This window comes from Rhizobium sp. G187 (assembly GCF_051549525.1).
In the GTDB taxonomy this organism is placed as follows: domain Bacteria; phylum Pseudomonadota; class Alphaproteobacteria; order Rhizobiales; family Rhizobiaceae; genus Allorhizobium.
On record NZ_JBPUGM010000003.1, the window covers coordinates 94,224 to 108,365 of the forward strand.

At 61.0% G+C, this 14,142-nt stretch carries 11 protein-coding genes; 2 read left to right on the plus strand and 9 right to left on the minus strand.

The genetic code is table 11. From position 1 onward, the window contains the following. The first annotated feature begins 7 nt into the window (after positions 1-7). On the plus strand, positions 8-673 hold the full coding sequence (locus tag ACSV9I_RS09690; protein WP_438328655.1) for a flavin reductase family protein: 666 nt from the start codon (positions 8-10) through the stop codon (positions 671-673). A 30-nt stretch (positions 674-703) separates the two neighbouring features. On the opposite strand, the gene cysG is transcribed toward ACSV9I_RS09690, so the two are convergent. From cysG to ACSV9I_RS09735, 9 genes are all read right to left on the minus strand, one after another. Continuing rightward, positions 704-2,170, minus strand: a complete 1,467-nt coding sequence (gene cysG / locus ACSV9I_RS09695) for a siroheme synthase CysG (protein ID WP_438328656.1) — start codon at positions 2,168-2,170, stop codon at positions 704-706. Continuing rightward, positions 2,142-4,799 (minus strand): nitrate reductase, encoded by a 2,658-nt coding sequence (locus ACSV9I_RS09700; RefSeq protein WP_438328657.1) that lies wholly within the window; start codon positions 4,797-4,799, stop codon positions 2,142-2,144. Before ACSV9I_RS09700 ends, cysG begins: the two co-directional genes overlap by 29 nt. Before the next feature lie 29 nt (positions 4,800-4,828). Beyond that, entirely contained in the window at positions 4,829-5,158 is a 330-nt protein-coding gene (gene nirD, locus ACSV9I_RS09705; protein ID WP_136600248.1) for a nitrite reductase small subunit NirD, read from the minus strand. A 177-nt stretch (positions 5,159-5,335) separates the two neighbouring features. After that, a complete protein-coding gene (gene nirB, locus ACSV9I_RS09710; protein ID WP_438328659.1) occupies positions 5,336-7,783 on the minus strand; it encodes a nitrite reductase large subunit NirB in 2,448 nt (815 codons plus the stop codon). Positions 7,784-7,788: 5 nt separating this feature from the next. Beyond that, on the minus strand, positions 7,789-8,586 hold the full coding sequence (locus ACSV9I_RS09715; RefSeq protein ID WP_438328660.1) for an ABC transporter ATP-binding protein: 798 nt from the start codon (positions 8,584-8,586) through the stop codon (positions 7,789-7,791). A gap of 11 nt (positions 8,587-8,597) precedes the next feature. Further along, positions 8,598-9,494, minus strand: coding sequence for a nitrate ABC transporter permease (gene ntrB / locus ACSV9I_RS09720; RefSeq protein WP_438328662.1), 897 nt, complete (start codon positions 9,492-9,494; stop codon positions 8,598-8,600). Positions 9,495-9,617: 123 nt separating this feature from the next. Next, entirely contained in the window at positions 9,618-10,916 is a 1,299-nt protein-coding gene (locus ACSV9I_RS09725) for a CmpA/NrtA family ABC transporter substrate-binding protein (protein WP_438328663.1), read from the minus strand. 357 nt (positions 10,917-11,273) lie between these two features. Further along, a complete protein-coding gene (locus ACSV9I_RS09730) occupies positions 11,274-12,539 on the minus strand; it encodes a CmpA/NrtA family ABC transporter substrate-binding protein (protein WP_438328664.1) in 1,266 nt (421 codons plus the stop codon). Positions 12,540-12,587: 48 nt separating this feature from the next. Beyond that, entirely contained in the window at positions 12,588-13,175 is a 588-nt protein-coding gene (locus tag ACSV9I_RS09735; RefSeq protein ID WP_054157362.1) for an ANTAR domain-containing response regulator, read from the minus strand. Between the two features lie 294 nt (positions 13,176-13,469). On the opposite strand from ACSV9I_RS09735, the gene ACSV9I_RS09740 reads away from it, so the two are divergent. Continuing rightward, entirely contained in the window at positions 13,470-14,138 is a 669-nt protein-coding gene (locus ACSV9I_RS09740) for a response regulator (protein WP_054156866.1), read from the plus strand. Positions 14,139-14,142 lie beyond the last annotated feature (4 nt).

Below are 14,142 nucleotides of genomic sequence, written 5' to 3' on the forward strand. Positions count from 1 at the left end.
AACTCGTATGAAAGACGATACTGCGCATACGCATTTTGATTTCACCCAGTTGACCGAACGGGAGCGCTACAAGCTTCTCATCGGCACGGTCATCCCCCGTCCGATCGCGCTGGTGACAACCCTGAGCCGTGCGGGTCAGGCGAATGCCGGTCCCTTCAGCTTCTTCAATGTTCTGACCCATGATCCGGCACTTGTGGCGATCGGCGTCGAGAACCATGCTGACCTCAGCTACAAGGACACGGCCCGCAATATTCGGGAAACCGGCGAGTTTACCGTACATATTGTTGACAGCGACCTCGTCGAGCAGATGGAGATCTGCGCGATCAAGTTCGGACCTGATGTCGATGAATTGCAGGAGGCCGGCCTCGCGACGGTTCCGGGGCAGATGGTGCGTAGTCCGCGTATCCTGGCGGCACCTGCGGCCCTCGAATGCCGCCGGCATACGACATTGCAGGTGGGACCTGCGCGCGAGATCATCATTGGCGAGGTTCTGGGCCTCTTCGTGCGCAGCGACGCCGTCGATCCCTCAAACCTTCATGTCGATCAAGCCCTGATGGATGCGGTCGGGCGCCTGGGTGGATATCTCTACACAAGGACCCAGGAGCAGTTCGAGCACAAGACACTCAGCGTCGAGGCGTATCGCCGACGACAGGAGGAGGGCAGCACCGGCTGATGCCGTCGTCCACCAGACGTACCCAGCCGCTCATATCGCTGCGGCCACAGTTTCCGGCTGCCAGCGTGAAAGATCAACCGTCATCTCTGCCTCAAATGCATTGCCGATACCGATCAGGACGGGCTCGTCCAGTCCCATATCCTGCATCGCCCTCGGGAGATGTGCGAGCGTTCCCCGCCAGGAACGCTGGTTCGAGCGGCTGATCGCCGAGGCGATGACGACAGGGGTCGTGGCCGGCATGCCAGCCACGCGCAGCTTTTCCTCGATCGACCCGGCTGTCCGGCCACCCATGTAGAAGATCGTGGATTGGCGCGGGTCGGCAAGCGAAGGCCAGTCCAGCGATCGCGGCAGTTCGCCGTGGCGGGAATGACCGGTGACGAAGCGGACTTGCTGGGCGTGGTCGCGATGGGTCAGCGACACGCCGAGGGATGCCGCCATGGCAGAGGCGGCCGTGATGCCGGGGACCACGTCGACCGCGATGCCTTCCCGGCGCAACCGTGCGATTTCTTCGCCGGCACGGCCGAAGATCATGGGATCGCCGGATTTCAGCCGGACAACCCGTTTGCCCGCCTTGGCAAACATCACCATCATGTCGTTGATGTCTTCCTGCCTGCAGCTTTCGCGGCCGCCGCGTTTGCCGACCAGCATGCGCTTGGCTTCGCGCCGCGCGAGCTCCAGAACCTCTGGCGAGACCAGATCGTCGAAGAGAATGACGTCGGCGGCCTGAAGTGCGCGCATGGCTTTCAGCGTCAGAAGCTCCGCGTCGCCGGGCCCGGCGCCGACCAGAGTCACGCAGCCAGCGCCTGGTGCCTTCGCAATACGATCTGCCTCGGTCAGAAGGGTTGCGGCTGTTTCGTCGTCCGGTGCCTGGTTCGAACCGAGCCCGCGATCAACGAACCTTTCCCAAAAAAGTCGACGTCGCGCACCGGGCGCCAATCTGAGGTTCACCGCATCGCGCATGGTCTGCGCCAGGCGAGCCCAATCCTTCAAGGCAGGCGGCAGAAGCGTTTCGATCCGCTGCCGGATGGCCTGGGCAAGAATGGGGGCGGCGCCATCTGTTGAGATCGAGACGATCACCGGCGACCGGTTGACGATCGAGCCGAACTGGAACTGGCAATAGGCCGGCTTGTCGATCACATTGACCGGCACGCCGGCCGCGCGGGCGGCACAGAAATAGGCCTTCGCCTCTTCATCGGTTTCGCAGTCGGCGAGGGCAAGCGCCGCGCCTTGAAATATGCCGCAATGCCAGGGATGCGCATGATGTGTCACCGAGCCCGCGGCAATCATGCCCTGCATTGTCTCGCCGAGATGCTCGCAGCCGCAATAGACGTCGACGGTTGCGCCACAGGCGAGAAGAAGCTCCGTCTTCCAGGCGGCCGCCTCCGAACCACCGGCGATGACGGCCCGTTTGCCGGTGAGGTTCCAGAAAACGGGCAGCTTGGCGAGTGGCGCGATGCGCTCAGGTGTCTTATTCGGCGGCGAGAACGTGCGTGGCATCGACAATCCTCCTGATTTCCGGGCGGCAGGAGCCGCAATTGGTGCCTGCATTCAAAGCTTTGCCGATGGCTTCGACCGAGCAGCAGCCGCTACGGGCGGCAGCCGAAATCTCGTTGACGCCGACCGAGAAACACGAGCAGACGATCGCGCCCTTATCCGGCCGTCCGGGTGCCGGCCGCCCTGCCACCAGCATGGATCGTGCTCGCGGGTCGGAATGGCGCTCGGTCAGCTGGTCTGCTGCCCACTGCCGCGACACGGACACTGGTCCGCGCGACACAAAAAGTGCTGCGATCAGGTGGTCGCCTTCGAATGCGAGAATCCGGTGGTCGCCTGTCTGACTGTCGATATAGCCTAAGATTTGCAGGCTTTCGCCGAGGTTCAGGCTATCACGAAGCCAGCTCTCCCAGCCGTCTGCCGGCGTATTGCCGGCAAATTCCACCCGATGGCCGCCATTCGTCCGCGCAATCGCCCAGTAGGCGAAAGGCAGGTCTGCTGGCTTTATGGTGGAAACAAGGAAGCCGTGGTTGGAGGCCTCGTTGCGTTTAACGGAGACCTCCGTTCGCTTCAGGGCGGGTTGCCCCGAGACGGGATCGACCTTGGACGGCACCAGCGTGCAGACACGGGCGGACGGTGCCGTTTCACCTGTCCAGTGCATGGGAACGAAGACCGCGCCGCGGGTTTGTCGCTCCGTTAGCAACGCTCTGACGATGATTGATGCATCATGCCGGCTTTGTACCGTAACAAGATCGGCGTCCGACAGCCCGATTTCGGCTGCGTCGAGCGGATGGATTTCGCAGAAGGGCTCGGCGATATGGGCGGATAGGCGGGCGCTCTTGCCGGTCCGGGTCATCGTGTGCCAGTGGTCGCGTACCCGCCCAGTGTTGAGCGTGAAGGGATAGCGCGCGTCCGGCTTGGGGATGGCGGGTGAGGACACCGGAATGAAACGCGCCTTGCCGTCGGGATGATAGAAGCGGCCGTCGGCAAAGAAGCGCTCGCGTGGTGCGGTGCCCTCCGCTTGGGGCCATTGGAACGGCGACAGCTTGTCGTAGGCTTCATCGTCGATCGTGGCATGCGCGCCGATGTCGAAGTCGCGCGTGCCATCGTTTTCGAAGGCGGACAGGGTTGCATGTTCGGCAAAGATTTCGGCCGGGGAGGCATAATCGAAAGCCTTGGCAAACCCCATGCGCTTTCCGACTTCAGCAAGCTGCCACCAATCCGGACGGGCCTCGCCCGGTACGGACAAGAAGGGGCGCTGGCGCGAGATCCGGCGTTCGGAATTGGTGACGGTGCCGGATTTTTCACCCCATCCCGTTGCTGGCAGGAGAACATGGGCGAGCCGCGCCGTGTCCGTATTCTTCTGGATGTCGGAGACCACAACGAAGGGGCAGACTTCCAGTGCTTTCCTGACTGCGTCTGCGTTCGGCATAGAGACCACGGGGTTGGTGGACATGATCCAGATCGCCTTGATCCGGCCGTCGGCCACGGCCTCGAACATGTCGACGGCCTTGAGGCCGGCTTTGGCCGCGATGACCGGCGCATTCCAGAAGCGCTGGACCCTATCGCGATCAACCGGGTTCTCGATCGCCATATGGCCGGCGAGCATGTTGGCGAGACCACCGACTTCGCGTCCGCCCATGGCATTGGGCTGACCGGTCAGCGAAAATGGTCCCATGCCGGGCTGGCCGATCCGGCCCGTGGCCAGATGGCAGTTGAGTATGGCGTTCACCTTGTCGGTGCCTGAGGCCGACTGGTTGACGCCTTGGCTGTAGCAGGTGACGACCTTCTCCGTCTGCCCGAAGAGCCAGAAGAACTGGCGAAGCAGCATGCCGGATACGCCCGTTGCGTCGGAAAGGTCCGACATGGACTGGCGAGAAACCGCCATTAGCGCTTCGGCCAAACCAGTCGTGTGGGCGCCAACGAAAGCTTCGTCGGTCCGGCCGGTCTCGACCAGATGGGCGAGCAGACCGTTGAACAGGGCAACGTCTCCATCCGGGCGGACGGAGAGGTGCAGATCGGCGAGATCGGAAGTGGCGGTGCGCCGCGGATCGATGACGACAACCTTCATCGTCGGCCGTGCGGCCTTGGCAGCCGCGAGGCGCTGGTAGAGAACGGGATGGCACCAGGCCATATTGGAGCCAACCAGCACGACGAGATCTGCAAGCTCCAGATCCTCGTAAGCGCCGGGGACTGTATCGGACCCGAAGGCGCGCCGGTGCCCGGCAACGGAGGATGCCATGCAAAGGCGTGAATTGGTGTCGATATTCGCGGAGCCGATGAAGCCTTTCATCAGTTTGTTGGCGACGTAGTAGTCTTCGGTCAGCAACTGGCCGGATACGTAGAAGGCAACGGAGTCTGGCCCGTGCTCGGCGATTGTTTGGCTAAAGGTCGTCGCGACGCGGTCTAGCGCTTCGTCCCAGTTTGCCCGTTCACCATCGATCTCAGGGTAGAGTGCCCGACCGTCGAGATCGAGCGTTTCGGCGAGCGCCGAGCCTTTGGAGCAGAGGCGGCCGAAATTGGCCGGATGGTCCGGATCGCCCTTGACGCTCACCTTGCCGGCGTCATCGACACTGGCAATCACGCCGCAGCCGACGCCGCAATAGGGACAGGTGGTCTTGGTTTCAGTCGACATGGACGCCTTCGCCAAGCTCACCATTGCATTCACTCCGCCGCTACCAGCATCGCGTCGAGCGCGATGGAGAGTTGACCGTCGATGTTGCGCAGCGGAATGGTCCTGACCTCACCTTCATCGGCCCCGAGCGCCTTGCCGCTTTCGAGCGAGATGACGAAGTTGTGCAGGGGGCAGGTGACGGCCTTGCCGTGCACGATGCCCTGGGAGAGCGGGCCGCCCTTGTGGGGGCAGTGGTCCTCGATGGCGAAAACCTCGTTTTCGGCGGTGCGGAAAACGGCGATCTTGCCCTCGGGCGTTTTCACGCAGCGGGCACCACGCAGGGGAATGTCGTCGATATGGCCGATGGCGATCCAGTTCATGGCTTTATCCTTCGTTTTGTTCTCGACGCCGCAGCGTCTGCCGTCTCTTCTCCCCAACGGGGAGAAGGTGGCCCGGTAGGGCCGGATGAGGGGCGAAGCCCGTTAGCTCCAGTGCAAGCGACCCCCTCATCGCCTCGCAAGCTCGGCACTTCTCCCCGCTGGGGAGAAGAGGGAGATCTATTCCGCTGCCGCCGAGAACCCGACGGTTGCCATGGGCTTGAACTCGTGCTTGTCCTTGCCGGAGACGCGTTCCGACCAGGGGTCCACCTGGGCAAACGACTGGCTGAAGACGAAGCGCTCGTAATAGCCCTTGCGCTTTTCCGCGTCGGTCATGATCTGGCGGCGGATCTCATCCAGTCCGACGCGCTTGGCCCATTTGTAGATGCGCTCGAGATAACGGGCCTGCTCGCGATACATCTGGGTGAGCGCCACGATATGTTCGAGGGCTTCGTCCTCGGTCTTCACCAGGCCGAGCACTTCGGTGCCCTTGATGTCGAGGCCGGCAGCACCGGCGAAGTGGATCTCGAAACCACTGTCGACGCAGATGACGCCGATATCCTTGCAGGTGGCTTCGGCACAGTTGCGCGGACACCCGGAAACGGCAAGCTTCAGCTTGGCCGGTGTCCATGAGCCCCACATGAATTTCTCAATGCGGATGCCAAGCCCGGTCGAATCCTGCGTGCCGAAGCGGCACCAGTCGGAACCGACGCAGGTCTTTACGGTGCGAAGGCCCTTGGCATAGGCCTGGCCGGAGACGAAACCTGCCTTGCCGAGATCGGACCAGACGGCGGGCAGGTCTTCCTTCTCAATACCGAGCAAATCGATGCGCTGACCGCCGGTCACCTTCACCAGTGGGATATCAAACTTGTCGACGACATCGGCGATCGCGCGCAGTTCGGCGGCATTCGTGACGCCGCCCCACATGCGCGGCACGACCGAATAGGTGCCGTCTTTCTGGATGTTGGCGTGCACGCGTTCGTTGATGTAACGCGACTGGTAGTCATCGGCATATTCATCCGGCCAGTCACAAACGAGGTAGTAGTTGAGTGCCGGACGGCATTTGGCGCAGCCGCAGGATGTCTTCCACTCCAGTTCCTGCATCACGGCTGGAATGGTCTTCAGCCCCTTGGCCTTGATCAGACGGCGGACGTCGTCATGGCCGAGTTCGGTGCAGGTGCACATTGGTGTTACGGCGGCGGGGTTGTAGGCGTCGCCCAAAGTCAGGGCCATCAACTGCTCGACAAGGCCTGTGCAGGAGCCGCATGAAGCAGATGCTTTGGTATGGGCGCGCACGTCATCAAGCGAGGTCAGGCCCTTGGACGAGATCGTGGTCGTGATCTTGCCCTTGCAGACGCCGTTGCAGCCGCAGATTTCTGCATCATCCGGCAAGGCTGCAACGGCCGCCATAGGGTCCAGCGGGGTGCCCCCCTGGTATGACTGGCCGAATATCAGGGTTTCGCGCATTTGAGAGATGTCGGTTCCGCGCTTCATCAGATCGAAGAACCAGGAACCGTCAGCGGTTTCGCCGTAGAGCACGGCGCCGAGGATCTTGTTGTCCTTCAGCACGAGGCGCTTGTAGATGCCGGCTGCAGCATCGCGCAGAACGATTTCCTCGCGGTCAGGCGCTTCTGCAAAGTCGCCGGCCGAGAACAGGTTGATGCCGGTGACCTTGAGCTTCGTGTTGACGACGGAGCCGTGATACTCACCGGTGCCACCGGTCAGGCGATCGGCAAGAACGCGGGCTGCTTCATAAAGGGGCGCGACGAGGCCGTAGCAGGTGCCGCGATGTTCGGCGCATTCGCCGAGTGCAAAGATATTGGGGTCCGAGGTCATCATGCCGTCGTCGACGACAATGCCGCGGTTGACCGCTATGCCTGCATCCTTGGCGAGCTGCGAGGCCGGGCGGATGCCGACGGCCATGATGACCATGTCGCCCTTGATCACACGGCCGTCTTCCAATTCGATGCCTTCGACCTTGTCGGTTCCGAGGATCTGCTTGGTGTTGGCCTTTGTGATGATGTCGATGCCGCGTTCGGTGAGCGCCTTTTCCAAGAGGTAGGCGGCGGCCGGATCAAGCTGGCGCTCCATGATGGTTGGCATCAGGTGGATGACGGTGACATCCATCCCCTGGCGCTTCAGGCCGTAAGCCGCTTCAAGACCCAGCAGGCCGGCGCCGATCACGATGGCGCGACCCTTGCCTTCGGCGATCTTCAGCATGTTGTCGACGTCGTCGAGATCTCGGTAGGGCAGTACACCCGGCAGCTGGTGGCCGGGAACCGGGATGATGAAGGGCAGCGAGCCGGTAGCGATGACCAGCTTGTCGTAAGGGACTGTGATGCCGTTGGCCGATGTCACCGTCTTGGCCTGGCGATCGATCTCGGTGACTTTGGCGCCCTTGTGCAGGGTCACACCATGGGCGGTGTACCAGTCGTCATTGTGGATGACGATGTCTTCATAGGACTTTTCGCCTGATAGCACCGGCGAGAGCATGATGCGGTCGTAGTTGACGCGCGGCTCAGCGTTGAAAATGGTCACGTCGTAAAGGCCCGGCGCCTTTTCGAACAATTCCTCCAGCATGCGGCCCGGGGCCATGCCATTGCCGATGATGACGAGTTTCTCAGCCATTGATGTTACTCCGCAGCTTCGACAAAGCGGTGGCGTTCGTAGAGGAACTTCAACACGGCTTCGCGGGATTTGAGGTAGGTTCGGTCGGCGGCGAGCGCGATGCGGTCGCGCGGGCGCGGGATCGGGACTTCCAGCACTTCGCCAATGCGGGCTGCCGGGCCGTTGGTCATCATGACGATGCGGTCGGAGAGCAGCACAGCCTCGTCGACGTCATGGGTGATCATGATCATCGTGTTGCCGAGACGGGAATGGATTTCCATCACCGCATCCTGCAGATGGGCGCGGGTGAGGGCATCGAGCGCACCGAAAGGCTCGTCGAGCAGCAGGATCTTGGGCTCCATGGCGAGTGCGCGGGCGATGCCGACACGCTGTTTCATGCCACCGGAGATCTCGGCCGGGCGCTTGTCCTTGGCATGGCCCATCTGGACGAGATCCAGATTGCGCATCACCCATTCATGCTTTTCCGCCTTGGTCTTGCGGCCGGCAAAGACCTTCGAGACTGCAAGGTTGACGTTTTCATAGACGGTCAGCCAAGGCAGGAGCGAGTGATTCTGAAAGACCACGGCGCGTTCTGGGCCTGGTGCGTTGACCTCGACGTTTTCGAGCAATACGGCACCGGAGGAGACGCGCGTCAGGCCGGCGATGAGGTTGAGCAAGGTCGACTTGCCGCAGCCGGAATGGCCGATGATCGAGACGAATTCACCTTTGTCGATGGTGAGGCTGACATCCTTGAGGACGTCCGTCTTCGTGCCGCCCCGTTCAAAGCTTTTGTCGATATGGTCGATCTTGAGATAGGCGTTCATGCTCGCTCTCCTCAGTTCTTCGCGGTGCCGCGGGTGATGACGTTGCCGAGAAGGGCGACCAGCTTGTCGAGGACAAAGCCGGTCACGCCGATATAGGCGAGCGCCACGATGATGTCGGAGAGGCGCGAGGAATTCCACGCATCCCAGATAAAGAAGCCGATGCCGACGCCGCCGGTCAGCATTTCCGCAGCAACGATGGCCAGCCACGACAGGCCGATGCCGATGCGAAGGCCGGTGAAAATGTAAGGGGCTGCAGCCGGCACCATGATGCGGATGAAGAATTCCAGCGGATTGAGGCGCAGTACGCGGGCGATGTTGCGATAGTCTTCCGGGATATTGCGCACGCCGACAGCGGTGTTGATGATCACGGGCCAGATCGAGGTGATGAAGATGACGAAGATCGCCGACGGATTGGAGTTCTGGAATGCGGCGAGCGACAGCGGCAGCCAGGCCAGCGGTGGCACCGTGCGCAGGATCTGGAAGATCGGATCGAGACCGCGCATGGCCCAGACAGACTGGCCCACAACCGCACCCAGGAAGACGCCGACGACAGCTGCAAGGCCGAAACCGATGGCGACACGTTCAAGCGAGATCAGAACCCGCCAGGCAAGACCAATGTCCTGCGAGCCGTAATCGAAGAACGGAAAGGCGATCAGGTCATAACTGTCGATCCAGACCTGCGATGGCGGTGGCAGGCTGGCGCCGGGATTGGAGCAGGCGATCTGCCAGACGGCCAGGAGCCCGATCAGCACCACAAGTGGCGGCAGGACATTGCGACAGAGGGCGGCGAGCGGCTTGCGGATGTTGAGCTTACTGGCTGGGCGCTTTGCGATCATGACGACCGTCCCTGTCCTGGTCGCTGAAATGGCCGTCGCCTCGGTCTCAGTCTTGCGGGCGGTTGCGGTCATGGTGTGGTCCTTTTGGGCGGTTGGTGTTTAGCTAGCGATGAGGGGAGGCAAATGCGCCGAGCGTCGCTCCCCCTCATCCGGCCATGCGTGGTTACAGCCTCCCCCGCGGGGGAGACTGTGAAATCAGGCTCCGGCCTTGATCGTCAGGCTGTCGAGATAGGCCTTTGGGTTTTCCGGGTCGAAGACCTTGCCGTCGAAGAAGGTTTCTGGACCGCGCGACGAGGAAGCCGGGATGTCGGCGGCGGCGATGCCGAGATCGGCGGCGGCGGCCCGCCAGATGTCCTCGCGGTTGACCTTGTCGACCAGTGCCTTGATGTCGGTGTCGGCTGCGAATTTGCCCCAGCGGACGTTCTCGGTCAGGAACCAGGCATCATGGCTCTTGAAAGGATAGGAAGCGTGGTCCTTCCAGAACTTCATCTCGAGCCCGGTGTTTTCGGCGAGACGGCCATTGCCGTAGTTGATGGTGCCCTTGAGGCGACCCGCGACATCCTTCGGAGGCACATTGAACCACTGGCGCTTGCCAAGGATCGCCGACATCTCTTCCTTGTTGTCCATGCTGTCGGCCCAGATCTGGGCTTCCATGACGGCCATCATCAACGCCTTTGCGGCGTTTGGATTCTTTTCGATCCATTCGGTGCGCAGGCCGAGCGCCTTTTCCGGATGGCCCTTCCACAGCTCGCCGGTGGTGCAGGCGGTAAAGCCGATGCCCTGATTGACGAGTTGCTCGTTCCAGGGTTCGCCGACACAGAAGGCATCCATGTTGCCGACCTTCATGTTGGCGACCATCTGCGGCGGCGGCACGACGATGGTGGAGACGTCCTTGTCCGGATCGATGCCGCCGGCGGCCAGCCAGTAGCGGATCCAGAGGTCATGGGTGCCGCCCGGGAAGGTCATCGCGACCTTGATCTCATTGCCGGCTGCTTTCTTGGCGGCAAAGGCTTCCTTCAGCTTGGAGGCGTCGAGCTGGACGCCAGTCTCGGCATATTCTTTGGCAACGGAGATGCCTTGGCTGTCGAGGTTTAGTCGGGCGATAATCGACATCGGCACGGGAACGTTGTTCTGCGTCACCTTGCCGGTTTCCATCAGATAGGGCATCGGGGTCAGAATATGCGCACCGTCGATACCGTTCGCTTCGCCACCGAGCACGAGGTTGTCGCGGGTAGCGCCCCAGGAAGCCTGCTTCAGCACTTCGACATCGGCCATGCCGTATTTTTCGAAGAAGCCCTTTTCCTTGGCGATGACCAGCGGGGCGGCATCGGTGAGTGCGATGAAGCCAAGCTTCACGCCCGTTACTTCAGGCCCGGCGGTTGCGGCGAAGGCGCCCGACGGAAATGCAAGGCGGGCAGCACTTGCCAGTGCTGCCGCAGAGCCGATCTTGAGAATCTGACGCCGGCTGATGCTCGTTGCTGTGGTCTTGGTCATAGCTGTTTGCCCCTCTTTGTCTGATGACGGAGATCCGGAAAAACGAAAAAACGCCGCATGCTTTCCTGCGGTGTCCTGGCGGGAGGAGCCGGACAGCAAAAAGCCTGCGACGTCATTGTCTGATGGGTATCTGCGCCTCTGCGGCGCTCATCCGTCCTGCGATCGCCGTTGACCGTGGACGAATATTAAGAAGCAAGAGGCGTGCCAGTTTTAGAAATCGATCTTGAAGTTGTTGATATGGAAGGTTTTTCTGCTCGTAAACCTGTCGTCTGCCTGGCGTTGTGGGTAAAGGCTTTGCATGTTTCGCGATCTCGCTTTGAATGCAGATGCCGCTGCTTTGTGCAGTGCACGCCTCAATCAGGCGTCTTGGGACCTGTCGCCAAGGGAGGCTTGTGTGCGCACGGGGAAGCCTTCGATATAGCCGGGGATGTTCAATGGGTCGAAAACCTGCCCGTCCATGAAGGTGTCCCCCGGCTCCACGCCAACAGGAGATAGGGTTTCTTCGCGTGCAGGCTGCCCGAGGGCTGCCCGATAAAGATCCGGCCGGAAGGCCGAGGCCGCCGCCGATGCCTTGTCGGCGGAGAAACCCGTTTGGCCCCAGCGGATCATCTGGCTGTAGATCCACAAGGCCTGGCGGGGGGCGGGCAGGTTTGCCTCCCCCCGGTGAAAGACGAAATAGTTTTCGAGAACACGCTTGGTTCCCTTGGCGTCGAGTGAGAATTCCCCGGCGAGAACCTGTCTAAGGATGTCGACCGGTGCTGCGATATAACGCTCAGCTGACAGCGTTTCGGCGAGACGTGCGTGGTTGGCGCGATCGTCACACCAGCGTGCCGCGGCATCGAGCGCGACGACCAGACGAGACACCGTGTCTGCGTTGGCGGCTGCCCATTCCGGGCGCATGCCGACGACCTTTTCCGGTGCCGACGGCCAGATGTCCTGCTTTGCTGCAACGATCCGCCCCAGGCCGCGTTCGGATGCGACCATGTTCCAGGGCGCGCCAACGCAAAAGCCGTCGATCGCGCCGGCAGCAAGCGCATCTGAGGTGAGCGGCGGTGGCACAACGACCATCTTCACATCCGCATCCGGATCGATGCCGCCAGCGGCCAGCCAGTAGCGGAATTCGTAATTGTGGGACGAGAATGGATAGGTCATCCCGAAGGTCGGCGGTGTTTCTCCCGCAGCCCGCATCTCGGCAAGTACGGATGCTAGCGCCCGAGCATTGTCGAGGGCCGAGGCGGTGTCGCTCAGATCGGCAATGGCCTGCATCCGTTCGAAGAGACGTGAGGACAGCGTAATCGCGTTGCCGCCGCGACCGAGCGAGAAAGGCGCGATGGTTGGCGAGGGGTTGGAGCCCAGACCGAGCATCGAGGCGACGGGCATGGGTGACAGCATATGGGCAATGTCGAATTGCCGGAAGGCAAGTCTGTCGCGCACATTGGCCCAGGACACGTCGCGCACAAGGTCGAGCGTCAAGCCTTCCCGCGCCGCAAACCCGAATTCCGCCGCTGCGACAAGCACGGATGCATCCATGAGCGGGATGAAGCCGGCGCGCAGCAGTTTCTGTTCGCCGCCACTGATCCTTGCCGGTGCGTTGAGCCCGCTTTTGCCATTGTCGATCGTCATTTCAAGCACTCCGCCGCCTCCGCTTTTCGGGTTCGGACCAGCACGCCATCACAGCAACATGCCGGCAGCTGTCACCACCGATTGGGCGATGTCGGCAAGCCGTTTCTTTTCGTTCATCGCCGTCTGGCGCATCAGCGTGAAGGCCTCCTCTTCCGAAAGGCCGCGCATCTTCATCAGGATCCCTTTGGCGCGCTCGATCACCTTGCGCTCCTCAAGTGCGCTTCTTGCATCGGCCAACTCGCGTTGCAGGCGGCTGAAGGCATTGAATCGGCTGACCGCCATATCGAGGATCGGCTTGATGCGTTCCTTGCGCAGGCCATCTACGACATAGGCGGAAACGCCAGCATCGACGGCGGCTTCGATCGAGGCGGTGTCCGAACGGTCGACGAACATGGCAATCGGGCGACTGACGGAGCGCGTGAGCTGGAACAGATGTTCCATCATGTCCCGGTTCGGGTTTTCAATATCGATGATGATGACATCGGGGGCAAGCGTCTCGACGATACGGGCTATGCCGTTCACCTCGTGGACGACGGTCACCCGTCTGTGGCCAGCCTCATGCAATCCTTCCTCGATGATCGCTGCACGAACAGCGTTCTCATCAATTACCAGGATGGTGAGGTCGAGGTGGTTCATGCAGGGATTGATGACGCAATGCAGCATTGATGGCAACCGGCATTGCCTAAAAACTAGGTTTTTCCGATGCTGGCGCAATAATATGCAAATTGACACGCGTCCATCTGGTGCCTCAGGTTTTCTGCGGAATACAGAGGAAAACAGTCAATTTCATCTTGATGTTTTATTTTAGCTCATCCGGAAGAGCAATTATTTCCCAAAAATGGGCGAATGGACGTTAACTGATATTTAAGCAAACGCTTCACCACGCCGAGGCCGCGTGTTACTCATAATAACCCTAAGGAGGCATGGGTTATGGTGGTAAGGGTCGCGTTTGTCGATGATCATCCGATTCTGCTTGAAGGTCTTGTGAGCCTTTACAGCAGCAAGGCCGATCTCGATGTGGTGGCCATGGGCCACAATACAATTGATGCACTGCAGATCCTTGAGCAACATCGACCTGATGTCATTGTCATGGATCTCAGCATGCCCGGCGATTCTTTCGCTGCGATCGATCTGATGCTTGTGACCCATCCCTATACAAAGGTGATCGTCTTTACGGCGTCCAGCGCCATCCAGCCTGCGGTTGAACTGATCGAGGCCGGCATTTCCGGTTACGTTTTGAAGGGATCTTCCTCCTCGGATCTGCATGAGGCGATCCTGCGGGCTCATGATGGAGAAACCTATATCACCCCGGGTTTTGCCACGAAGGTAATCGTCTCGATGAAGACCGCAGAGCTGCGGCGTGCGGCACAGCCGAAAGAACACCTGCATCATCGCGAGGAGCAGATCATCGGCGGATTGTTGAAGGGTATGACCAATCGTGAGATCGGCACCAGCCTCAATCTCAGCGAGAAGACGGTCAAGCACTATATGACCTCGCTGATGAGCAAGCTTGATGTTCGCAACCGCGTCGAGCTCGTGATCGCCGTCAAGAACCGCGCTGCACCAAAGGAAGCGCCTGCAAGACGCATCTCCGGGTGAAGGA